The organism is Azotobacter vinelandii CA (assembly GCF_000380335.1).
Lineage (GTDB): Bacteria > Pseudomonadota > Gammaproteobacteria > Pseudomonadales > Pseudomonadaceae > Azotobacter > Azotobacter vinelandii.
Genome location: NC_021149.1, coordinates 4366292 through 4389124 on the forward strand (window position 1 = coordinate 4366292; position 22833 = coordinate 4389124).

General features: G+C 68.0%; 19 protein-coding genes. 8 read left to right on the top strand and 11 right to left on the bottom strand.

Annotated features, from left to right (window positions below; genetic code table 11):
- Positions 1-139: 139 nt before the first annotated feature.
- Positions 140-1384, bottom strand: a complete 1245-nt coding sequence (locus tag AVCA_RS19695) for a malic enzyme-like NAD(P)-binding protein (RefSeq protein ID WP_012702814.1) — start codon at positions 1382-1384, stop codon at positions 140-142.
- 64 nt (positions 1385-1448) lie between these two features.
- Positions 1449-3134 (bottom strand): lactate permease LctP family transporter, encoded by a 1686-nt coding sequence (locus AVCA_RS19700; RefSeq protein ID WP_012702815.1) that lies wholly within the window; start codon positions 3132-3134, stop codon positions 1449-1451.
- A 179-nt stretch (positions 3135-3313) separates the two neighbouring features.
- Between AVCA_RS19700 and AVCA_RS26535 the strand changes: the two genes are divergently transcribed.
- Positions 3314-3481, top strand: a complete 168-nt coding sequence (locus AVCA_RS26535) for a hypothetical protein (RefSeq protein WP_175555891.1) — start codon at positions 3314-3316, stop codon at positions 3479-3481.
- A 132-nt stretch (positions 3482-3613) separates the two neighbouring features.
- On the opposite strand, the gene AVCA_RS19705 is transcribed toward AVCA_RS26535, so the two are convergent.
- Genes AVCA_RS19705 through glcD form a run of 5 tightly spaced genes read right to left on the bottom strand, consistent with a single transcriptional unit; the run spans position 3614 to position 10060 of the window.
- Positions 3614-5791 (bottom strand): malate synthase G, encoded by a 2178-nt coding sequence (locus AVCA_RS19705; RefSeq protein WP_012702818.1) that lies wholly within the window; start codon positions 5789-5791, stop codon positions 3614-3616.
- A 53-nt stretch (positions 5792-5844) separates the two neighbouring features.
- A complete protein-coding gene (locus tag AVCA_RS19710; protein ID WP_041807407.1) occupies positions 5845-6243 on the bottom strand; it encodes a heme-binding protein in 399 nt (132 codons plus the stop codon).
- Between the two features lie 35 nt (positions 6244-6278).
- Positions 6279-7496 (bottom strand): glycolate oxidase subunit GlcF, encoded by a 1218-nt coding sequence (gene glcF, locus AVCA_RS19715; RefSeq protein ID WP_012702820.1) that lies wholly within the window; start codon positions 7494-7496, stop codon positions 6279-6281.
- A gap of 9 nt (positions 7497-7505) precedes the next feature.
- Positions 7506-8561, bottom strand: a complete 1056-nt coding sequence (gene glcE, locus AVCA_RS19720) for a glycolate oxidase subunit GlcE (RefSeq protein ID WP_012702821.1) — start codon at positions 8559-8561, stop codon at positions 7506-7508.
- On the bottom strand, positions 8561-10060 hold the full coding sequence (glcD, locus tag AVCA_RS19725; protein WP_012702822.1) for a glycolate oxidase subunit GlcD: 1500 nt from the start codon (positions 10058-10060) through the stop codon (positions 8561-8563). The genes glcE and glcD overlap by 1 nt, the downstream gene beginning before the upstream one ends.
- A gap of 268 nt (positions 10061-10328) precedes the next feature.
- Between glcD and glcC the strand changes: the two genes are divergently transcribed.
- Positions 10329-11108, top strand: a complete 780-nt coding sequence (gene glcC / locus AVCA_RS19730; RefSeq protein WP_012702823.1) for a transcriptional regulator GlcC — start codon at positions 10329-10331, stop codon at positions 11106-11108.
- A gap of 48 nt (positions 11109-11156) precedes the next feature.
- Here the strand turns inward: glcC and eno are convergent, their stop codons facing one another.
- From eno to pyk, 3 genes are read right to left on the bottom strand one after another with little or no spacing between them, the layout of a single operon-like run.
- Positions 11157-12473, bottom strand: a complete 1317-nt coding sequence (eno, locus tag AVCA_RS19735) for a phosphopyruvate hydratase (RefSeq protein WP_012702824.1) — start codon at positions 12471-12473, stop codon at positions 11157-11159.
- Positions 12466-12597 (bottom strand): hypothetical protein, encoded by a 132-nt coding sequence (locus AVCA_RS27085; RefSeq protein WP_012700810.1) that lies wholly within the window; start codon positions 12595-12597, stop codon positions 12466-12468. Before AVCA_RS27085 ends, eno begins: the two co-directional genes overlap by 8 nt.
- 15 nt (positions 12598-12612) lie before the next feature.
- Positions 12613-14058, bottom strand: coding sequence for a pyruvate kinase (gene pyk / locus AVCA_RS19740; protein ID WP_012702825.1), 1446 nt, complete (start codon positions 14056-14058; stop codon positions 12613-12615).
- A gap of 329 nt (positions 14059-14387) precedes the next feature.
- Between pyk and AVCA_RS19745 the strand changes: the two genes are divergently transcribed.
- From AVCA_RS19745 to AVCA_RS19770, 6 genes are all read left to right on the top strand, one after another.
- Entirely contained in the window at positions 14388-15491 is a 1104-nt protein-coding gene (locus AVCA_RS19745; RefSeq protein WP_012702826.1) for a sugar diacid recognition domain-containing protein, read from the top strand.
- A 133-nt stretch (positions 15492-15624) separates the two neighbouring features.
- Positions 15625-16761 carry a glycerate kinase gene (locus AVCA_RS19750; protein ID WP_012702827.1) on the top strand — a complete coding sequence of 379 codons (1137 nt, stop codon included), beginning with the start codon at positions 15625-15627 and terminating at the stop codon, positions 16759-16761.
- Positions 16762-17393: 632 nt separating this feature from the next.
- Entirely contained in the window at positions 17394-19097 is a 1704-nt protein-coding gene (gene gcl, locus AVCA_RS19755; protein ID WP_012702828.1) for a glyoxylate carboligase, read from the top strand.
- A 66-nt stretch (positions 19098-19163) separates the two neighbouring features.
- A complete protein-coding gene (gene hyi / locus AVCA_RS19760) occupies positions 19164-19943 on the top strand; it encodes a hydroxypyruvate isomerase (protein ID WP_012702829.1) in 780 nt (259 codons plus the stop codon).
- 18 nt (positions 19944-19961) lie between these two features.
- Positions 19962-20852: a 2-hydroxy-3-oxopropionate reductase gene (locus AVCA_RS19765; protein WP_012702830.1), complete on the top strand. Its 891-nt coding sequence runs from the start codon at positions 19962-19964 to the stop codon at positions 20850-20852.
- A 313-nt stretch (positions 20853-21165) separates the two neighbouring features.
- Positions 21166-21855 carry a pirin family protein gene (locus AVCA_RS19770; RefSeq protein WP_012702832.1) on the top strand — a complete coding sequence of 230 codons (690 nt, stop codon included), beginning with the start codon at positions 21166-21168 and terminating at the stop codon, positions 21853-21855.
- Positions 21856-21857: 2 nt separating this feature from the next.
- Here the strand turns inward: AVCA_RS19770 and AVCA_RS19775 are convergent, their stop codons facing one another.
- Positions 21858-22586: a PqiC family protein gene (locus tag AVCA_RS19775; RefSeq protein ID WP_012702833.1), complete on the bottom strand. Its 729-nt coding sequence runs from the start codon at positions 22584-22586 to the stop codon at positions 21858-21860.
- Between the last annotated feature and the right edge of the window lie 247 nt (positions 22587-22833).

Genomic DNA, 22833 nt, shown 5'->3' on the forward strand with positions numbered 1-22833 from the left:
TGTCCGCCCCCTCTGCAAGCAGCCCATGTAGCGAAGTCGAAGGCAACGCCGAAACGCCCCGACACACTATCTTTCCAGTCCGATATCGGACGGGCGCTTCAAGCGGTTGCCTTGCGAGCGCCCTCGATCTCTCTCCTGCTCAGAGCGGGTAATGGGCCGGGTAGGGCAGCCGCGCGACGCCGGATTCGACCGCGGCCTTCGCCACCGCGCCGGCCACCGCTCCCAGCAACCGGGCGTCCATGGGCTTGGGCAGGATGTAGTCGGGCCCGAACTGCAGGCGGTCGATGGCGAACGCCTTCAGGACTTCCGCCGGGGCCGGCTCCTTGGCCAACTGGCGCAGGGCTTCCACCGCCGCGATCTTCATCGCTTCGTCGACCCGGCGCGCGCGGACATCCAGCGCCCCGCGGAAGATGAACGGGAAGCCGAGGACGTTGTTCACCTGGTTGGGATAGTCGGAACGGCCGGTGGCCAGGATCAGGTCCTGGCGCGTGGCTTTGGCCAGCTCGGGATCGATCTCGGGGTCGGGGTTCGAGCAGGCGAACACGATGGGCCTGGGCGCCATGGCCAGCAGGGCCTCGGGCGGCAGCAGGTTGGCTCCCGACAGGCCCAGGAACACGTCGGCGCCCTGCATGGCCTCCAGCAGCGTCCTGGCCCCGCCGTCGTTGACGAATTCCTGCTTGTAGCGATTGAGCCCGTCGCGGCCGGAGTGGATCACGCCCCGGCTGTCGATCATGTACAGGTTGTCCTTGCGTGCGCCCAGCGAGATCAGCAGGCGCATGCAGGCGGTCGCCGCCGCTCCGGCTCCCAGGCAGACGATTCTGGCTTCTTCGAGTCTTTTCCCCTGGATTTCCAGGGCATTGAGCATGCCGGCGGCGGTCACGATGGCCGTGCCGTGCTGGTCGTCGTGGAACACCGGAATGCTGCACTGCTCGATCAGCAACTGCTCGATCTCGAAGCAGTCGGGGGCCTTGATGTCCTCCAGGTTGATGCCGCCGAAGGTGTCGGCGATGCGCACGACGGTGTCGATGAAGGCCGCCGGACTTTCCGCCGTGACTTCGATGTCGACGGCGTTGATCCCGGCGAAGCGCTTGAACAGCAGGGCCTTGCCTTCCATCACCGGCTTGCTGGCCAGCGGCCCCAGGTTGCCCAGGCCCAGGATGGCCGAGCCGTTGCTGATCACCGCGACGAGGTTGCCCTTGGCGGTGAAGCGGTAGGCGTTTTCCGGGTCCCTGGCTATCTCGCGCACCGGTTCGGCCACGCCCGGACTGTAGGCCAGGGAAAGGTGGGCGGCGGTCTCCGCCGGTTTGCTCAGTTCGATGCCGATTTTTCCGGGCGTCGGGAATTCGTGGTAGTCCAGGGCGGTTTTCTTGAAGTCGATGGTCATATGAGCCTCGAAGGGGCAGGACAGGGTTTGGGCGCCGGCGGCGGGACCGGCGCCGGATGCACGGTCAGTTCACCAGCATGCCGGTGAAGACATAGGCTTGCGCCAGGGTGATCAGGGCGATGATCAGCGCGAAGAGGAAGCTGTGCTTCAGGGTGAAGCGGAACAGGTCCGACTCGCGGCCGACGATGCCGGTCGCGGCGCAGGCCACGGCGATCGACTGCGGCGAGATCATCTTGCCGGTCACGCCGCCGCTGGTGTTGGCCGCCACCAGCAGGGTTTCGTCGACGCCGATCTGCTGCGCGGTGGTGGCCTGCAGCGAGCAGAACAGGGCGTTGGAGGAGGTGTCCGAACCGGTCAGGAACACGCCCAGCCAGCCCAGGAAGGGCGACAGGAAGGGAAAGGCCGCGCCGCTGCCCGCCAGTATCAGCGCCAGGGTGTTGGACATGCCCGAGTAGTTGGTGACGAAGGCGAAGGCCAGCACCATGCCGATGGAGAGGATCGGCCACTTCAGTTCGACCAGGGTCTCGCCGAAGGTGCGCAGGCCGACCTTCGGGCCGACGCCCAGGATGAACATCGAGAGCAGCGCCGAGAAGAGGATCGCCGTGCCGCCCGCGGAGAACGGGTCGAACTTGTATACCGCCGCGATGGGGGTCGGCTCGGCCACCAGGGGAGCGGCCTTGATCACCAGTTGGTCGAGGTGGGGGATGGCGATCTTGAAGACCAGCGATTCCAGGAGTCCGCCGGGGGCGAACAGGTCCTTGAAGGGTTGCAGCGTCCAGATGGTGACCAGGGCGGTGAGGATCAGGAACGGCGACCAGGCCTTGAGGATTTCGCCGAGGCTGTAAGGCGAGGGTGTAGCGCTGCGCGGGCCGCCGAAGCCGCCGAGCACGGCCGAGCCGCCCGCCCCGGCGAGCACCTCGCCGGCCTCGGCGGTCTTCGGATGCCAGACCTTGAGGAACAGGGTGAGGGAGACGATGCTGACCAGCGCCGAGGTGATGTCCGGCAGTTCCGGGCCGATGTAGTTGGAGGTGAAGTACTGGGTGACGGCGAAGCTGGAGCCCGCGACCAGCGCGGCCGGCCAGGTTTCCCGGACACCTTTCCAGCCGTCCATGATGGCCACCAGCCAGAAGGGCACGATGACCGACAGCAGGGGCAGTTGCCTGCCGGCCATGGCGCCGATGTCGAAGGCGTCGATGCCGGTCACCTGGCCGGCGACGATGATCGGCACGCCCAGGGCGCCGAAGGCCACCGGCGCGGTGTTGGCGATCAGGCACAGGCCGGCGGCGTAGACCGGGTTGAAACCCAGGCCGACGAGCAGGGCGCCGGTGATCGCCACCGGGGCGCCGAAACCGGCCGCGCCTTCGAGGAAGGCGCCGAAGGAGAAGCCGATCAGCAGCACCTGCAGGCGCTGGTCGTCGGTGATCGACAGCACCGAGCTGCGGATCACCTCGAACTGGCCGCTCTTGACGGTGAGTTTGTAGAGGAACACCGCCGCGACGATGATCCAGGCGATCGGCCAGAGGCCATAGGCGAAGCCGTAGCCGGCCGCGGCGAAGGCCATGTCGAGCGGCATGCCGAACACCGAGACGGCGGTGACGATCGAGAGGAGCAGGGTGATGGTGCCTGCCACATAGCCCTTCATGCGGAATACGGCCAGGGCGAGGAAGAAGAATACGATCGGGATCAGCGCCACCAGCGCCGATATTCCCAGACCGCCGAGCGGGGTATAGATCTGTTGCCAGGTTTGCATGTAACTAGTCTCTTGTTCTTATTGGGCGAAAGTGACATGCACGCATCGTGCGGTTTTCCGCGCGAGAGCGGGCATTCCGATATTTGGAGTCGTTATGAGATTTCGAGCTACTTGCCTGATAGATAGTGAAATGTCATTTCATGGGTTTTCTCCGTAATTGGTTTTGTAATGAATGAGCAATGGCTGCGGACAACGGCATTCGGCCCGTCGTGCGGGCTTTACTGCATATGAACCGGGCTTTTCACGTTGCTGCCCGCAGCCTTGCCGGTGATCCGTTCGACCGATCGATTTCCATCTTCGAAGTTCTGGAAGTCGCATTGCTGTTTCTCGCCACGGCCGGGCCATGAAAAGTTGCAGATGCTTGTTGCGGAACTTCGATGATTCGAACTCGAATCCAACTCATGGCCGCACGGGCTACCGGCGGTTTTTACTTCGTATGGTTCGGAACTCCGGCCGGCGGGCGGCCGGAGTCGCGTTCTTCATCGCTCCTGCTTGAAGCGCCGGCGCCAGGCGTGCAGCAGCGGTTCGGTATAGCCGCTGGGCTGCTCGCGTCCCTTGAACACCAGATCGCTGGCGGCGCCGAAGGCGTGCGACTTGTCGAAGTCGCGGGCCATGGGCCGGTAGGCGGGGTCGCCGGCGTTCTGGGCGTCGACCACCCTGGCCATGCGTCGCAGGGCCTCGCGCACCTGCTCCGCGCCGACCACGCCATGGTGCAGCCAGTTGGCGATGTGCTGGCTGGAGATGCGCAGGGTGGCGCGGTCCTCCATCAGGCCGACGTCGTGGATGTCCGGCACCTTGGAGCAGCCGACGCCCTGTTCCACCCAGCGCACCACGTAGCCGAGGATGCCCTGGCAGTTGTTGGCCAGTTCTTCCTCGATGGCCTCGGCGCTCCAGGCGCGCTCGGCGCTGACCGGCACGCTGAGCAGGCCATCGAGCAGGGCGTCGCGCTCGGCGGCCGGATCGATCCGTTCCAGCTCGCGCTGCACGGCCTGGACATCGACCTGGTGGTAGTGCAGGGCGTGCAGGGTGGCGGCGGTCGGCGACGGTACCCAGGCGGTGTTGGCGCCGGCCTTCGGATGGGCGATCTTCTGTTCGAGCATGGCGGCCATCCGGTCCGGGATGGCCCACATGCCCTTGCCGATCTGCGCGCGGCCACGCAGCCCGCAACTCAGGCCGACCAGCACGTTGTTGCGCTCGTAGGCCTGGATCCAGGCGCTGGACTTCATGTCCTCCTTGCGCAGCATGGCGCCGGCTTCCATGGTGGTGTGCATCTCGTCGCCGGTGCGGTCGAGGAAGCCCGTGTTGATGAATGCGATCCGCGCGCCGGCGGCGGCGATGCACGCCTTGAGGTTGACGCTGGTGCGCCGCTCCTCGTCCATGATGCCCATCTTCAGGGTGTGGCGCGGCAGGCCGAGCAGATCCTCGACGCGGCCGAACAAGCGGTCGGCGAAGGCCACCTCGGCCGGGCCGTGCATCTTCGGCTTGACGATGTAGACGCTGCCGGTGCGCGAATTGCCCCGGCGTTCGAGGTCGTGCAGGGCGATCAGGCTGGTGATGGCGGCGTCGAGGATGCCCTCGGGGATTTCCCGGCCTTCGCCGTCGAGGATCGCCGGGGTGGTCATCAGGTGGCCGACATTGCGCACGAACAGCAGGGCGCGGCCGTGCAGGCGCAGCTCGCCGCCACCGGCGGCCTGATACAGGCGGTCCGGGGCGAGGCGGCGGACGATGCGCCGCCCGCCCTTGTCCAGTTCCTCGCTGAGGTCGCCCTTCATCAACCCCAGCCAGTTGCGGTAGACCAGCACCTTGTCGTCGGCATCCACCGCGGCCACCGAGTCCTCGCAGTCCATGATGGTGGTCAGCGCGGACTCCAGCAGCAGATCCTTGACGCCGGCCGCATCGCTCTTGCCGATCAGGCTGTCGGGATCGATCTGGATCTCGATGTGCAGGCCGTGGTTCTTCAGCAGCACGGCGCCGGGCGCCTCGGCGGCGCCCTGGTAGCCGACGAACTTCTCGGCCTGGGCGAGGCCGCTGTGGCTGCCGTCCTTGAGCGTCACCCGCAACGCGCCCCGCTCGACGGCGTAGGCCGTGGCGTCGGCATGGCTGCCGTTGGCCAGCGGCGCGGCCCGGTCGAGGAAGGCGCGGGCGAAGGCGATCACGCGGGCACCGCGCACCGCGTTGTAGGCCGAACTCTTCTCGGCGCCGCCTTCCTCGCCGATGGCGTCGGTGCCGTACAGGGCATCGTACAGCGAGCCCCAGCGGGCATTGGCGGCGTTCAGCGCATAGCGCGCGTTCATCACCGGCACCACCAGTTGCGGGCCCGCCTGCACGGCGACTTCGTCGTCGACGTTGGCGGTGGCGATCTTCACCTCGTCGGGCTGCGGCAGCAGGTAGCCGATGCTCTCCAGGAAGTGGCGGTAGGCCGCCATGTCGGCGATCGGGCCGGGGTTGGCCCGGTGCCAGGCGTCCAACTCGCCCTGCAGGCGGTCGCGTTCGGCCAGCAGGGCCCGGTTCTGCGGCGCCAGGTCGTGCACCAGGTCGTCCAGGCCGCTCCAGAAGGCCGTGGCGTCGATGCCGGTGCCGGGGAGCACTTCCTCGTCGATGAAACGCTTGAACTGGCTTGCCACCTGCAAGCGCTGGCACTGCACACGCTCGGTCATGTCGTTCTCCTGTCGTTCGGTTGGCCCCTTGCGCGGGGCCCGGGATTCGGGGTTCAGAGCGCGGTGCTGCCGGCCCTGGCCACCTGGGCGTCCTGTTCGGCCTTGACACCGGATACGCCGACCGCGCCGACCGTCTGGCCGTCGACCAGCAGTGGCACGCCGCCTTCCAGCGAAGTCAGCAGGGGCGCGCTGACGAAGGCGGTACGCCCGCCGTTGACCATTTCCTCGTAGCCCTTGGTCTCGCGGCGGCCGAGCGCGGCGCTGCGGGCCTTCTCCATGGCGATGTAGGCGCCGATCGGCGCGCAGCCGTCGAGGCGTTCGAGGGCCAGTGGATGGCCGCCGTCGTCGACCACGGCAATGGTCACCGCCCATTGGTTGCGCAGCGCCTCGTCGCGGGCGCCGGCAAGGATACGGGCCACGTCCTGTTGGCCTAGTACGGCTTTGCTTTGCATGCTGCTATCCCTTCGTTGATGAAGAACTCGTGCTGTTAATCGAGGGCTTCCTCGACCAGTTCGATCCAATGGCGGACCGGGGTGCGGCCGGCGCCGTCGAGGTGGGTCTGGCAGCCGATGTTGGCCGTGGCGATCACCTCGGCCCGGCCGCTTTCCAGGGCGTCGAGCCGGTTATCGCGCAGTCGCCGCGACAGCTCCGGCTGGGTCAGCGAGTAGGTGCCGGCCGAGCCGCAGCACAGATGGCTGTCCGGTACGGCGGTAAGCTCGAAGCCGAGCCGGGCGAGCACGGCCTCGACGGCGCCGCCGAGCTTCTGCGCGTGCTGCAGCGTGCAGGGGCAGTGGAAGGCCAGGCGTTTGCCGGCGCGTATCCCGAGCCGTTCCAGCGGCTCCCGGCCGAGCACCTCGACCAGGTCCATGGCGAGGGCGGCGACCCGCTCGGCCCTGGCGGCGTAGACCGGGTCGTCGCGCAGCAGGTGGCCGTATTCCTTGACGAAGGCGCCGCAGCCGCTGGCGGTCTGCACTATGGCTTCGGCGCCGGCCTCGATGGCCGGCCACCAGGCGTCTATGTTGCGGCGGGCGCGTTCGAGCCCGCGCTCCTGGGCATTGAGGTGGTAGTCCACGGCGCCGCAGCAGCCGGCGCGGGGCGCCGCCGCCACGCTGATCCCCAGGCGGTCCAGCACCCGCGCGGCGGCGGCGTTGGTGTTGGGCGACAGCGCCGGCTGCACGCAGCCTTCGAGCATCAGCACGCGACGCGGATGACGCGGTTCCGGACGTGGCCTGGCCGGATGCGGCTGGCGCGGCAGCTTGGCTTTCAGCGCCTCCGGCAGCAGCGGGCGGCAGGCCTGTCCGGCGTGGGTCAGCGCCTTGAACAGGCCCGCTCGCGGGACCAGGGCGCGCAGGCTCTCGCGCACCAGGCGTTCGCCGAGCGGCCGGTGCACCTTTTCCTCGACCACGGCGCGGCCGATGTCCAGCAGGTTGTGGTATTGCACGCCCGACGGGCAGGTGGTTTCGCAATTGCGGCAGGTCAGGCAGCGGTCCAGGTGCAACTGGGTCTTGGCCGTGACCTCGTGGCCCTCCAGAAGCTGCTTGATCAGGTAGATGCGTCCGCGGGGACCGTCCAGTTCGTCACCCATCAACTGATAGGTCGGGCAGGTCGCGGTGCAGAAACCGCAGTGCACGCAGGAGCGCAGGATGCGTTCGGCTTCCGCGGCGCGTGGCAGGCGCTTGGCTTGTTCGCTCAGATTGGTTTGCATGGCCTCACCTCAGACTTCCGCGTACATACGCCCGGGGTTGAAGATCCCCCTGGGGTCGAGCTGCTTCTTCAGGTTCTGGTGGTAGCGCAGCAGGTGCGCGGAAAGTGGCTGGAAGGGTTCTTCGCCCTCGCCGTAGCGGGTCGCGTGGCCGCCGGCCTCGGCGACCACGCCGCGGATCAGTTCGGCATCGGCATCGGACTTGAGCCAGCGCTGGGCTCCGCCCCAGTCGATCAACTGGGAACCCGGCAGGGCCAGCGGGCCGGTGTCGGTCGGCAGCGACAGCCGCCACAGCGGCGGCGTGCCGGCAGCGAAGAAGGGCAGGCGCTGCTCGCGCAGCTCCAGCCAGTAGCGGCTGTCGATTTCCTCGCCGCCCAGTCGCTGGCGGGCGGAGCGCACTGAGCCTTCGCCGCCTTCCAGGCGCAGGCGCAGGGCCTGGCCGTCATGGCTCGCGGCGCTGATCGGCAGTGGTTGCTTGCCCCATTCGGCGAGCCTGGCGAGGGCCTGGCCGATATCCATTTCCAGGCTCAGGCTGACGCACTGCCGGGGCTTGGGCAGCACCTTGAGGGATACCTCGGTGATGAGCCCCAGGCAACCGAAGCTGCCCGCCAGCAGACGCGACAGATCGTAGCCGGCCACGTTTTTCATCACTTCGCCGCCGAAGCGCAGGTGCTTGCCGCGACCGGTGATCAGCCGGGTGCCGAGTACGTAGTCGCGTACCGAGCCTGCCCAGGGACGGCGCGGGCCGGACAGGCCGGCCGCGACCATGCCGCCGAGGGTGGCCCCGTCGCCCAGGTGCGGCGGCTCGCAGGGCAGCATCTGTCCCGCCGCGTCGAGAACCGCCTCTATCTCGTCCAGGGGCGTGCCGGCGCGGGCGCTCAGCACCAGTTCGGTCGGATCGTAGTTGACGATGCCGCGGTGGCGGCGGGTATCGAGCAGCGTTCCCCGCACCGGACGGCCGAGGCGGGCCTTGCTGTTGCTGCCCTGGATGCGCAGCGAAACGCCCTGTGCGAAGGCATGGTTGACCTGTTCCAGCAGCGCCGCGCTGTCGTCGTGATCGTGTCGCATCAGAAGCGCTCCAGTTCGGGGAACGGCAACTTGCCGTGATGGACGTGCATGGCGCCGAATTCGGCGCAGCGATGCAGGGTCGGGATGTTTTTGCCGGGATTGAGCAGGCCGCTCGGATCGAAGGCCGCCTTCACCGCATGGAACAGGGTCAGCTCGTCGTTGTTGAACTGGGCGCACATCTGGTTGATCTTCTCGCGGCCCACGCCGTGTTCGCCGGTGATGCTGCCGCCGACCTCGACGCAGAGTTCGAGGATCTTGCCGCCGAGCGCCTCGGCGCGCTCCAGTTCGCCGGGCTGGTTGGCATCGAAGAGGATCAGCGGGTGCATGTTGCCGTCGCCGGCGTGGAACACGTTGGCCACCCGCAGGCCGTACTCCCCGGACAGGTCGGCGATGCCCTTGAGCACCCTGGGCAGTTCGCGGCGGGGAATGGTTCCGTCCATGCAGTAGTAGTCCGGCGAGATGCGCCCCACGGCGGGGAAGGCGTTCTTGCGTCCGGCCCAGAACTTGACGCGTTCCGCCTCGTCGCGGGCCAGCCGCACCTCGGTGGCGCCGGCCGCCTCGAGCACCGCCTGGACGCGCAGGCAGTCGTCGTGGACGTCCTCCTCCACGCCGTCCAGTTCGCAGAGCAGGATGGCCTCGGCGTCCACCGGATAGCCCGCGTGGATGAAGTCCTCGACGGCGCGGATCGACAGGTTGTCCATCATCTCCAGGCCGCCGGGGATGATGCCGGCGGCGATGATGTCGCCCACCGCCCTGCCGGCCTTCTCCACCGAGTCGAAGCTGGCCAGCAGCACGCGGGCCACCTGCGGCTTGGGCAGGAGCTTGACGGTCACCTCGGTGACGATGCCGAGCAGGCCTTCCGAGCCGGTGAACAGGGCCAGCAGGTCGAAGCCGGGGCTGTCCAGCGCATCGGAGCCCAGTGTCAGGCGCTCGCCCTTCATGGTGAGGATTTCCACCTTGAGCAGGTTGTGCACGGTCAGGCCGTATTTCAGGCAGTGCACGCCGCCGGCGTTTTCCGCCACGTTGCCGCCGATGGAGCAGGCGATCTGGGACGAAGGGTCGGGAGCGTAGTAGAGCGCGTGGGGAGCCGCCGCCTGGGAGATGGCCAGGTTGCGTACGCCGGGCTGGACGCGGGCGAAGCGGCCTTCCGGACTCACTTCGAGGATGCGGTTGAAGCGCGCCATCACCAGCAGGATGCCCTGCTCCAGCGGCAGGGCGCCGCCGGACAGGCCGGTACCGGCGCCGCGGGCGACCACGGGAACCTGGCGGGCGTGGCACAGCAGCAGCAGGGTTTCGATCTGCTCCACCGAGTCGGGCAGCACCACCAGCATCGGCGTGGTCCGGTAGGCGGAGAGGCCGTCGCATTCGTAGGGGTGCAGGTCTTCCTCGTCGTGGAGGATTTCCAGGTCGGGCAGGGTCTCGCGCAGCTCGGCGAGCAGCGTGGCCTTGTCCACCTTGGGCAGTGCGCCGTCGAGGCGCTCGTCATAGAGAATGTTCATGGATATTCACACGGTGGTGTTTTTGTAATTGTTGGAGCCAAGCCGTGACCTTGATGAAGGGGGGACCCCAGGTCGGACTCGCTGCTCTATGGACGTTTCAAGATTGGTCCAGGCAGCGCCGCCGCGTCCATATGTCGCGGAGCTGGTCATACCAGTTTTTGTGTCTCGCTTCGGACTGTGGTGCCAATAAATGCTTTGTTGGCAGGGGGATGTGCTCTATATTTTTCGCCTGTCCGATTCATGGTCCTACCAGTTGCGGAGTGTGTCGATGAGCGGTGAGAGTGGCGGGGCTCAGAAGGGGCGGCGGATCGCCGATCAGGTAGCGGAGCGCATCGAGCGCCTGATCGTCGACGGAGTGCTGAAGAAGGGGCAGGCATTGCCCTCGGAACGGCGGCTGGTGGAAAAGCTGGGCTGTTCGCGCTCGGCCTTGCGGGAGGGACTGCGCATATTGCGCGGGCGCGGGATCATCGATACCGAACAGGGGCGTGGCTCGTTCGTGGCGGATCTGAACCGCGCCACCGACGCCTCGCCGCTGATGCATCTGTTCAGTTCCCAGTCGCGCACGCTCTACGACCTGCTGGAGGTGCGCTCGCTGCTCGAAGGCGAGTCGGCCCGGCTCGCCGCGCTACGAGCGACCGACGCGGACCTGATCCTGCTCAAGCGCCGCTACGAGGAAATGCTCGCCCTCGACGACGAGCCCCAGCCATCCGATCCGCGCGAGCACGCACGCCGGGACCATGCGTTCCACCTGGCGATCAGCGAGGCTTCGCACAACCCGATACTGGTGCATACGCTGCAGTCGCTCAGCGAACTGATGCTGAGCACGGTGTTCGCCTCGGTGAACAATCTCTACCACCGGCCGCTGCAGAAGCGGCAGATCGACCGGCAGCACGCGCGTCTCTACAACGCGGTCTGCGAGCACCAGCCGAGCCAGGCGCAGCGCGCCGCCCGCGACCATATCCACAGCCTTCGCGACAGCCTCAAGGAGATCGAGCAGGAGGAGCAGCGCCTGGTGCGGGCGACGATGCGTCTGGAGGGCTGGAACTAGATGCCCGGCTTTGCGATGCCGAAGGCATCGCGCAGGCCGCGGCGGAGGTCAGCGGCCGCGACAGCAGCGGCGCTTCAATAGCGCCGAGGCGTCATAGGGCGCCTTGCCCTGCAACGCCTCCTCGATGCGCAGCAACTGGTTGTACTTGCCCACCCGGTCCGAGCGGCACAGCGAGCCGGTCTTGATCTGCCCGGCGCGGGTCGCCACCGCCAGGTCGGCGATGGTGGTGTCCTCGGTCTCCCCCGAACGGTGCGAAATCACCGCCGTGTAGCCGGCCTGCTGCGCCAGGCGGATCGCCTCCAGGGTCTCGCTCAGGCTGCCGATCTGGTTGAACTTGATCAGGATCGAGTTGCCGATGCCCTGCTCGATGCCTTCCCGGAGGATCTTCGGGTTGGTCACGAACAGGTCGTCGCCGACCAGTTGCACCTTCTGCCCGAGTTTTTCGGTCAGGTAGGCCCAGCCCGCCCAGTCGCTCTCGTCCAGGCCGTCCTCGATCGAGACGATCGGGTAACGTTCGCACAGGCCCGCCAGGTAGTCGGCGAAGCCCCGGGAGTCGAAGGTCTTGCCCTCGCCGGCCAGCCGGTACTCGCCGTCGTGGTAGAACTCCGAGGCCGCGCAGTCCAGCGCCAGGGTGATGTCCTGGCCCAGCACGTAGCCGGCGCGCTCGACCGCCGCCTGGATCACCACCAGCGCTTCCTCGTTGGAGGACAGGGACGGCGCGAAGCCGCCCTCGTCGCCCACCGCGGTGCTCAGCCCACGCTCGGCAAGCACCTGCTTGAGGGTGTGGAACACCTCGGCGCCGATGCGCAGCGCTTCCTTGAAGCTGGCCGCGCCGACCGGCTGGATCATGAACTCCTGGAGGTCGACGTTGTTGTCGGCATGCTCGCCGCCGTTGAGGATGTTCATCATCGGCACCGGCAGGCTGTACTCGCCGGGGCTGCCGTACAGCTCGGCCAGGTGCGCGTAGAGCGGCAGGCCGCGGGCCGCGGCGGCGGCCCTGGCGGTAGCCAGGGACACGGCGAGGATGGCGTTGGCGCCGAGGATCGCCTTGTTGTCGGTGCCGTCCAGTTCGAGCATGGCCTGGTCGACCGCGCGCTGGTCGAGCGCGTCGAGGCCGACCACCCGCTCGCGGATCGCGCCGTTGACGTTGTCCACCGCCTTCATCACGCCCTTGCCTTGATAGCGCAGCGCGCCGTCGCGCAATTCGAGGGCCTCGCGGCTGCCGGTGGAGGCCCCGGAGGGCACGCTGGCCACCCCCGTGGCGCCGCCGGCCAGGGTGACCACCGCCTCGACGGTGGGATTGCCGCGCGAATCGAGGATCTCGCGGGCGGCGACGTGCTGGATCGAGGTGCTGGGGTTACTCATCGTGTGTCGGGTCCTGTGCAGGGGTCGGAACGGCCTCGCCCGCGGCGAGCAGCTCCTGTTGTTCGGCATGCGAGGCGCGGATGTCGAAGTCGCGCGGCCAGTCCTGAGGTTCGCTCGGTTGCATCGAAGCCCCCTCCGCTCAATGGATGACGTCGCCCACGCGCACGATGCGCAGGGTGTCGGTGCCGCCCTGGGCATGGCCGGCGCCCTTGGTGATCAGCACCAGGTCGCCCTCGGCCACCAGGCGGCGCTGCAGCAGCTCCTTGACCGCCCGGGCGTTCAGCTCGGCCTCGGCGATCCGATCGGCCTCGAAGGGGATCGGGTGCACCCCGCGGAACAGCGCCACCCGGCTCTGCGTGCGCGGATGCCGGGAGAAGGCGTAGATCGGCAGGTGCGAGCGGATCCGCGACATCAGCCGCGGGGTGTCGCCGCTCTCGGTCAGGCAGACGATCGCCTTGACCCCTTCCAGGTGGTTGGCCGCGTACATCGCCGACAGCGCGATGGTCTCGTCGATGCGGTGGAACACCTGGTCCATGCGGTGCTTCGAGCGGTGCGCCAGCGGGTGCTGCTCGGCGCCGAGGATGATCCGCCCCATGGCCTCCACGGTCTCCACCGGGTAGGCGCCGGCGGCGGTCTCGGCCGAGAGCATCACCGCGTCGGTGCCGTCGAGCACCGCATTGGCCACGTCGAACACCTCGGCGCGGGTCGGCAGCGACTGGGTGATCATGGTCTCCATCATCTGCGTGGCGGTGATCACCGCGCGGTTGAGCACCCGCGCCCGCTCGATGATGCGCTTCTGCACGCCGACCAGTTCGGCGTCGCCGATCTCCACGCCCAGGTCGCCGCGCGCCACCATCACCGCCTCGGAGGCGAGGATGATGCCGTCGAGCACCTGGTCGTCGGCCACCGCCTCGGCGCGCTCGATCTTCGCCACCAGCCCGGCGTTGCCGCCGGCCTCCTGCATCAAGCGGCGGGCGTGCTGCATGTCGGCGGCATCGCGCGGGAAGGACACCGCCAGGTAGTCGACCTGCATGGCGGCGGCGGTCTTGATGTCCGCGCAGTCCTTGTCGGTCAGCGCCGAGGCGGACAGGCCGCCGCCCTGGCGGTTGATGCCCTTGTTGTTGGACAGCGGGCCGCCGACCAGCACCGCGCAGACCAGTTCGCTGGCCTTGACCTCGCGGGTCTCGAGCACCACGCGGCCGTCGTCGAGCAGCAGGATGTCGCCGGGGCGGCTGTCGGTGATCAGCGCCTCGTAGTCGATGCCGACGCGGGTCGCGTCGCCGGCGTTCTTGTCGAGGGCGGCGTCGAGGACGAAGGTCTGGCCCTTCTCCAGCAGCACCTTGCCGTCGGCGAAGCGCGAGATGCGGATCTTGGGCCCCTGCAGGTCGGCGAGGATGGCGACGAAGCGCCCGTGTTTGGCGGCCATCTCGCGGACCCGGGCGGCGCGGGCCTGGTGTTCCTCGGCCTTGCCGTGGGAGAAGTTCAGGCGCACCACATCGACCCCGGCCTTGACCAGGCCTTCGATGGCTTCGGGGGTTTCGGTGGCCGGGCCGAGGGTGGCGACGATCTTGGTTCTGCGCTGCATGGCGTTGACTCCTCTGAAAGGTTCTCGTGGCGGCTCGGGTGGCGCGGCCGGCCCGGATCGCTCGGCCGTGGCTGGTGCCCGCTGGGGCCGCTACCCATTGCGGGGCCCTGGCGGCGGAGTCTCGATCATCGGCCGGCCATCGTCTTCGGCGATCTGCACCGCTGGCGGACTGCCCGCTTGTGCAGATGAACAATGCCGTGGCCGAGGCGGTGGCCGATGCTGGGCGCGGAAGCGGAGGGACCACGAGGCGGAAGGGCGCTCCGTGGGAGCCTGCTTCGGCGATACTTCCCTCCGTCTCCGGCCGAAGAGGGCCGGGCAGGGGATAAGGCATGTTCGAACTGGACCGAGAACTGGCGCAGGACATCGTGACGCGCGCGATGGCGATCCTGCCGTACAACGTCAACGTGATGGACAGCCAGGGGCTGATCCTCGCCAGCGGCGAGCCCAGCCGGATCGACACCCGCCACGAGGGCGCGCAACTGGTGCTGTCCAACGCCCGGGTGGTGGCGATCGACAGCCAGGCGGCGGCCTGCCTGAAGGGCGTGCAGCCGGGGATCAACCTGCCGCTGTTCTTCGACCGGCGGTTGATCGGCGTGCTGGGAATCACCGGCGAGCCGGAGCAGGTGCGCCTCTACGGCGAACTGCTGCGGATGACCGCCGAGATGCTGGTCGCCCAGCGCCACCAGCAGGCCGAGCGACAGTGGCGACGCCAGCGCAGCGACGATTTGATGGCGCTGCTCCTGGAGGAGGGCGGCGATGCTCCCCGCTTGCTCGACGAGGCTCGCCTGCTCGGCCTCAAGCCACAACTGATGCGCACGCCCTGGCTGTTCGAACTGGCCGGGGGGCAGTCTGCCGAGCGGCTCGGCGACTGGCTGCAGGGGCGCTATCCGGATAGCTGGTGCGTGTCGCCGGCGGCCGGTTCGCTGCTCTGGTGCCAGCCGGGAGCCAGTCTCGACGAACCGGCACAGGCGCAACTGCTGGAGCGGGTCGAGGCGCAGGGCTGGCAGGTGCTGCGCGTCGCCGTCGGCGAGTTGGCCGAGGGCGTCGAGGGCATGCGCCATGGTTATCGCCGGGTGCGCGACCTGCTGGCCTACGGCCGCGCGATCCTTCCCCGGCAGCGGCTGCTCGGCCTGGCGCGCTACCGTCTGCCGACGCTGCTCTGGCACTACCGCGACGACGAGGCGGTCCGGGAACTGCTGCGGCCGCTGCAGCGGCTGCGGGCCCGCGATGCCGGTGGTCAACTGCTTGGCACCCTGCGTTGCTGGTGCGAACACCGCGGGCATGGCCAGGCCTGTGCCGATGCCCTCGGCGTGCACCGCAACAGCCTGCGCTACCGCCTGGAACGGATCGCCGAGCTGAGCGGGGTCGACCCGCTGCGCCTGGATGGCCTGCTGACCCTCTACCTGGGCCTGCAACTGCTGCCCGAGGCCTGAGTTTTGTGCGTTTGCACAGAAATGCCGTGCCGTCCTTGGTCGTTCCGTCGACGCGCCTCGGGCGCTTGCTCAGCAGAATGAGTCCGGCGCCCGCGCGCATCCCATACTCCAAGACAGGAAAAGAAGGTTCGCCATGAAAATCGTCATCGCTCCCGATTCGTTCAAGGAAAGCCTGTCGGCCGCCGAAGTGGCCGCGGCCATCGCCGCCGGGCTCGGCGAAGTCTGGCCATGGGCCGAACTGCTCTGCCGGCCGATGGCCGACGGTGGCGAGGGTACGGTAGAGGCGGTGATCGCCGCGGTCGGCGGCGAGCGGCGTGAAACCCTGGTACGCGGCCCGCTCGGCGAGCCGGTGGCGGCGCACTGGGGCTGGATCGCCGAGAGCCGCAGCGCGGTGATCGAAATGGCCGCGGCCAGCGGCCTGCACCTGGTGCCGGCAAGCCGACGCGATGCCTTGCGCAGTTGCACCTACGGCACCGGCGAACTGATCCTCGCGGCGCTGGAGGCCGGCGCCGAGCGGATCGTCCTCGGTTTCGGCGGCAGCGCCACCAACGACGCCGGCAGTGGCATGCTGCGCGCCCTCGGCGTGCGTTTCGAGGATGCCGAGGGCCGCCCGCTGCCGCCCGGCGGCGCGGCGCTGGCGCAATTGCAGCGGATCAACCCTGCTGGCCTCGATCCGCGCCTGGCGAAGGTGGACTTCGAGGTCGCCTGCGACGTCGACAACCCGCTGTGCGGACCGCGCGGTGCCTCGCACGTGTTCGGCCCGCAGAAGGGCGCGACGCCGGAACAGGTGCGCCAGCTCGACGCCGCCCTCGGCCGCTTCGCCGACGTCTGCGCGGCGACCCTGGGCCGCGATGCGCGGGACAGCGCCGGCAGCGGCGCGGCCGGCGGCATCGGCTTCGCGGCGCGGACCTTCCTGGGCGCGGCCTTCCGTCCCGGTATCGAACTGGTCGCCGAGGTCAGCGGCCTGGAGCAGGCCGTGATCGGTGCCGATCTGGTGATCACCGGCGAGGGGCGGATCGACGAGCAGACCCTGCACGGCAAGACACCGATGGGCGTGGCGGGCATCGCCAAGCGCCACGGCGTGCCGGTCGTCGCCCTGGCCGGCATGCTCGGAGAAGGTTACGAGCGCCTCTACGGTCACGGCATCGACGTCGCCTTCAGTCTGGCGCCAGGACCGATCAGCCTGGCCAGCGCTCTCGCCGAGGCGCCCGTCCTGCTGCGCCGGCGCGCCGCCGACATCGCCCGGCTCTGGCAACTGGCGCGCGGCTGAGCACGCCATGGGCGCGCGACCGGGACAGGGATGGGGCGCGCCGGCTGCCGGGCCTGTTCTCATTCCTGTTCCAGCGAAATCCGTCGTCGGTCGCCGAGGAAATACCCCGAGCGCGTGCCGCTGTGAAAACCCGGCGCGTTCCGGTTCGACGGGCTGTGTCCAGCCTGAAATAAATGCGCTCCGGAGCGCCTGCTTCCTGCCGGCAGAACGATTCTCGGCGCCGGCCGACATAAACGGCGAAGCTGCTCGGGCAGACGGATGTGGGAGAGGGGGGAGGCGCTACCGCGGACAACGGCAGGCAGAAAAGAAGAAGCCGGCGATGCTGCTGGAGGACAACATGCCGGCAAATTTCCCTATGGAAGCAGAAAGCACAGTGAATGTGGGGTAGTGTACCTATATGGCGTACGCCGTCACCGTGGCATACCGTCACTGTGGCAGGGTGACTCAGGCTGAATTACCCGGCTCCGCGTGTGCGGCTTCCGAAATTCTCTTCTCGGGAATATTCGAATGAAAATGATCGGGCCGTTTTTATTTGGCACGAAAAAGCCGAGGATCAATCTTGCCGTTTATGTTTTTTCATCCATGGCCATACTCGATAACTTGTCGAAAAGCCCGGGCGTTCAAGCCGCGTTTTGTTGGCTGCTCCGGGGCGCTTTCCAACGAAATATTTCCATGAGAGTGTATCTGTCGAATTTGCCATTAACTACGATTTCATTGTTTCTGATGAAAGTCGTCGATCCAATACCCGCACCAACCCGGGCAACATCGGCGTCTGCATCGGCACTTCCGGCCCCGCCGGGACCGACATGGTCACCGGCCTGTACTCAGCCTCGGCCGACTCCATCCCGATCCTCTGCATCACCGGCCAAGCTCCGCGGGCCCGCCTGCACAAGGAAGACTTCCAGGCCGTCGATATCACCAGCATCGTCAAGCCGGTGACCAAGTGGGCCAGCACCGTTCTCGAACCGGGGCTGGTGCCCTATGCCTTCCAGAAGGCCTTCTTCGAGATGCGCAGCGGCCGGCCCGGCCCGGTACTGCTCGACCTGCCGTTCGACGTGCAGATGGCCGAGATCGAATTCGACATCGACGCCTACCAGCCACTGTCGGTGAGCAGGCCGTCGGCCAGCCGCATCCAGGCCGAGAAGGCCCTGGCCATGCTCAACGAGGCCGAGCGCCCGCTGATCGTCGCCGGCGGCGGGATCATTAACGCCGACGCCGCCGACAAGCTGGTCGAGTTCGCCGAACTGACCGGCGTGCCGGTCATCCCGACCCTGATGGGCTGGGGCAGCATCCCCGACGACCACCGCCTGATGGTCGGCATGTGCGGCCTGCAGACCGCACACCGCTATGGCAATGCCAACCTGCTGGCCTCCGACCTGGTGTTCGGCATCGGCAACCGCTGGGCCAACCGCCACACCGGCTCGGTCGAGGTCTATACCCGGGACCGCCGCTTCATCCACGTCGACATCGAGCCGACCCAGATCGGCCGCGTGTTCACCCCGGACCTGGGCATCGTTTCCGACGCCGGCGCCGCCCTCGACGCCTTCCTCGAAGTGGCCCGCGAATGGCGGGCCGCCGGTAGGCTGAAGGACCGCGGCGGTTGGGTCGAGGCCTGCCGCGAGCGCAAGCGCAGCCTGCAGCGCAAGACCCACTTCGACGAGGTGCCGATCAAGCCGCAGCGCGTGTACGAGGAAATGAACGCGTTCTTCGGCAAGGACACTTGCTACGTCAGCACCATCGGCCTGTCGCAGATCGCCGGCGCGCAGTTCCTGCACGTCTACAAGCCGCGCCACTGGATCAACTGCGGCCAGGCCGGCCCGCTGGGCTGGACCATTCCGGCGGCGCTCGGCGTGGTCAAGGCCGACCCGCGGCGTCCGGTGGTCGCGCTGTCCGGCGACTACGACTTCCAGTTCATGATCGAAGAGCTGGCCGTGGGCGCGCAGTTCAACCTGCCCTACATCCACGTGCTGGTGAACAACTCCTACCTGGGCCTGATCCGCCAGGCGCAGCGCAACTTCGAGATCGACTACTGCGTGCAGTTGTCCTTCGAGAACATCAACGCGCCGCAGCTCAACGGCTACGGCGTGGACCACGTCGCGGTGGTCGAGGGCCTGGGCTGCAAGGCGATCCGCGTGTTCGAACCCGGCGAGCTGCCGGGCGCCTTCGCCAGGGCCAGGCAGTTGATGAAGGAGTTCCGCGTGCCGGTGGTGGTCGAGGTCATCCTGGAGCGTGTCACCAACATCGCCATGGGCACCGAGATCGATGCCGTCACCGAGTTCGAGGAACTGGCCAGGACCGGGGCCGACGCCCCGACCTCGATCCTGCCGCTCGACTGATCCTCCCGCCCACCGGGCACGAGGATGAAAGTCGCTACCCGCCAACCCGATAGACAGGAGCAACAAATGCCCCGTTTCTGCGCCAACCTGTCCATGCTATTCACCGAAGTGGAATTCCTGGACCGTTTCGCCGCCGCCGCCTTCGCCGGTTTCCGCGGCGTCGAATACCTCTTTCCCTACGATTTCCCGGCCGAGGAAATCCGCGCCCGCCTGGACGCCAACAAGCTGGAACAGGTGCTGTTCAACCTGCCGGCCGGCGACTGGGCCAAGGGCGAGCGCGGCATCGCCTGCCACCCCGACCGCGTGGAAGAATTCCGCGCCGGCGTGGACCAGGCCATCGCCTACGCCAGGGTGCTGGGCAACGACCAGGTCAACTGCCTGGCCGGTATCCGTCCGCAGGGACACGACGACGCCCTGGTCGAACGGACCTTCGTCGACAACCTCAAGTTCGCCGCCGAGAAGCTCAAGGGCGCCGGCATCAAGCTGGTGATGGAAGCCATCAACACCCGCGACATCCCAGGCTTCTACCTGAACAACACCCGGCAGGCCCTGGCCATCCGCGAGAAGGTCGACAGCGGCAACCTGTTCCTGCAGTACGACATCTACCACATGCAGATCATGGAAGGCGACCTGGCGCGCACCCTGGAAACCAACCTGGCGGCGATCAACCACGTGCAGATCGCCGACAACCCGGGCCGCAACGAGCCCGGCACCGGCGAGATCAACTACCACTTCCTTTTCTGCCTTCTGGACCGCATCGACTACCGGGGCTGGGTCGGCTGCGAATACAAGCCGGCCACCACGACCACCGCCGGCCTGGACTGGCTGATCACCCACAACAACTGAGTCGAAGGAGATTTCCATATGGCCAAGATCGGATTCATCGGCACCGGGATCATGGGCAAGCCGATGGCCCTCAACCTGCGCAAGGCGGATCACGACCTGGTTCTCTCCAGGCACCACGGCGAGCCGCCCGCCGAACTGCTGGAAAACGGCGCCGTCGTCCTGGCCAACCCGCGCGAGGTGGCCCGCGAGGCCGAGTTCATCATCGTCATGGTCCCGGACACGCCGCACGTCGAGGACGTGCTGTTCGGCAAGGACGGCGTGGCCGAGGGCGTCGGCAGCGGCAAGGTGGTGATCGACATGAGCTCCATCTCCCCCACCGCCACCAAGGTCTTCGCCGAGAAGATCAGGGCCACCGGCGCCGCCTACCTGGACGCGCCGGTGTCTGGCGGCGAGGTGGGCGCCAAGGCCGCGACCCTGAGCATCATGGTCGGCGGCTGCCTGGACGCCTTCGAGCGCGCCCTGCCGCTGTTCCAGGCCATGGGCAAGAACATCACCCGCGTGGGTTCCAACGGCGACGGCCAGACCGCCAAGGTGGCCAACCAGATCATCGTCGCCCTGAACATCCAGGCCGTCGCCGAAGCCCTGCTGTTCGCCGCCCGCAACGGCGCCGATCCGGCCAGGGTACGCGAGGCCCTGATGGGCGGCTTCGCCGGCTCGAAGATCCTCGAAGTCCACGGCGAGCGCATGATCAAGGGCACCTTCGATCCGGGCTTCCGCATCAACCTGCACCAGAAGGACCTGAACCTGGCGCTGTCCGGCGCCCGCGAACTGGGCCTGAACCTGCCGAACACCGCCAGCGCCCAGCAGGTATTCAGCACCTGCGTGGCCCTCGGCGGCGGCGACTGGGACCACTCGGCGCTGATCAAGGGCCTGGAACACATGGGCAACTTCTCGATCCGGGAAGAATAAGCCGTCCCCCCACGCATGAGGTCGGCCCGGCCTCGTGCGTGGCCCCTTTCGACCCGCCCGGCCGGCGGATTCACGGCCCGGATGGCCGGGTGGGTCGACTCCGAACGACGACCGCAGCTCCGCACGAGCCTTTTCTTCCTGCCCCTGCCCCGACCGCCCGCCTCTCTCCCGGAAGCGCCCTCCCCGCCAGCGGCCAGCGCCGAAACCATCGACGAATTCGATGAATCGCTCCCGAAAAGCGCATTTTTCATCCACTTCGCTGCGGACTAGCCTTGCTGACGGCGATACCCCTTCACCCCACAGGAGAGATTCGATGATCACTCTGCGCCCGGCAGACGAACGTGGACACGCCAATCTCGGCTGGCTGGACAGCCACCACAGCTTTTCCTTCGCCGACTATTACGACCCGCGCCACATGGGCGTCTCGCAACTGCGGGTGATCAACGACGACCGCGTCGCGCCGCGGAGCGGCTTCGACGCCCACCCGCACCGCGACATGGAAATCGTCACCTACATGCTGGAAGGCACCGTCGAGCACAAGGACAGCATGGGCAACAGCAGTCGCCTGCGGGCCGGGGAAGTCCAGGTGATGAGCGCCGGCAGCGGCGTCGTGCACAGCGAGTACAACCCGTCCGCCAGCGAGCCGCTGCACCTTCTGCAGATCTGGATCCAGCCCCGGGAAAGCCGGGTGCCGCCGCGCTATGCGCAGAAGGACTTTTCCAACCTGCGCGGGCTCGGCCTGCTGGTCTCGCCGGACGGCCGCGAGGGCTCGCTGCCGATCCGCCAGGACGCCTGCCTGTACCTGGCCCGCCTGGACGACCGGCAGCGGACCAGCCAGCCGGCCCGCACCGGGCGCACCTACTACCTGCACGTCGCCAGCGGCAGCCTGCAGGTCAACGGCGTGTCCCTGGCGGCCGGCGACGGCGCCACGCTGGTCGACGAGCCGGCCATCGAACTGGAGGCCCGCGACAAGACCGAGGCGCTGCTGTTCGACCTGCCCTGAACTCAGAAGCGGAACACCTCGACGTTGCGGGTCGGCGTGGCGATCGGGATATCCGGCGTGCGCGGCGGTTTCGCCTGTGCCTTGGGCGCGGCCGCGCGCGTGCTCCTGCGCGGCTCCGCCGCTGCCGCGGCAGCCTGCGCCTGCTGCTCGGCCAGCGGCCGGATCGCCACCGCCAGCCGCTCGGCGAGACGCTGCAGCACCAGGCTCTGTGCCCGCACCTGATCGGCGCTGGAGCCCTGGTGCGGCTCCTGCAGACGGATCAGCCGGCTCTCGCTGAGGTGCCCCCGGCGATCCAGCAGGCGCCACTGGGCCTCCAGCACGGCCGGCTGCTGGGGGCCCGAATCCAGGCGGGTGATGTTCAACTGGACCTGTACGTCCGGCTTGAAACCGGGCGCCCCCGGCTCGGGCACCAGGCGGTGGCTGTCCAGGTGCCAGGCCAGGTGACGCAGCAGCAACTGGTCGACGTCGGCCTTGAGGTCGCCGGCCCAGCGGGCATCGCTGGCGGTGCTCAGGTGTCCGTCCTCGTGGCGCTGCACCAGCAGGGCATCCTCCCGTTGCAGATAATCGGCCAAGGTCAGCGGACCGAGCAGCACGGCCGGACCGTTTCGCTCGGGCGTTTCAGGGTTGCCGCTGTCCAGCCGGTAGAGAGTCGTCGTCGGGCGGAGTGAGCAGGCGCTCAGCAGGGAAAGGGCAACCAGCAGGACAAGCAAGCGAAAACGCGGGAATCTCATCAATGTTCACCCAGGAGGTTGCCGACAGGCAGCCATGATCCATCCCAAAGGCCGTGGCCCGGCGCACCGCGCTGATCAGGCGCACCGGGAGGCTGTCGGCCATGCCCGAAGTCGGGCTGATTCATTCGCCGGAGGCCGTTGCAAGCCCCGGACCGGGTCAAGCCTGGAGATGGCCACTCCATCGCTCCCTCGCGGGCCGCCCCGTGCGATCGAAAGGTTGTCGCTGGCCGGCAGCCGGGCAGGCAAC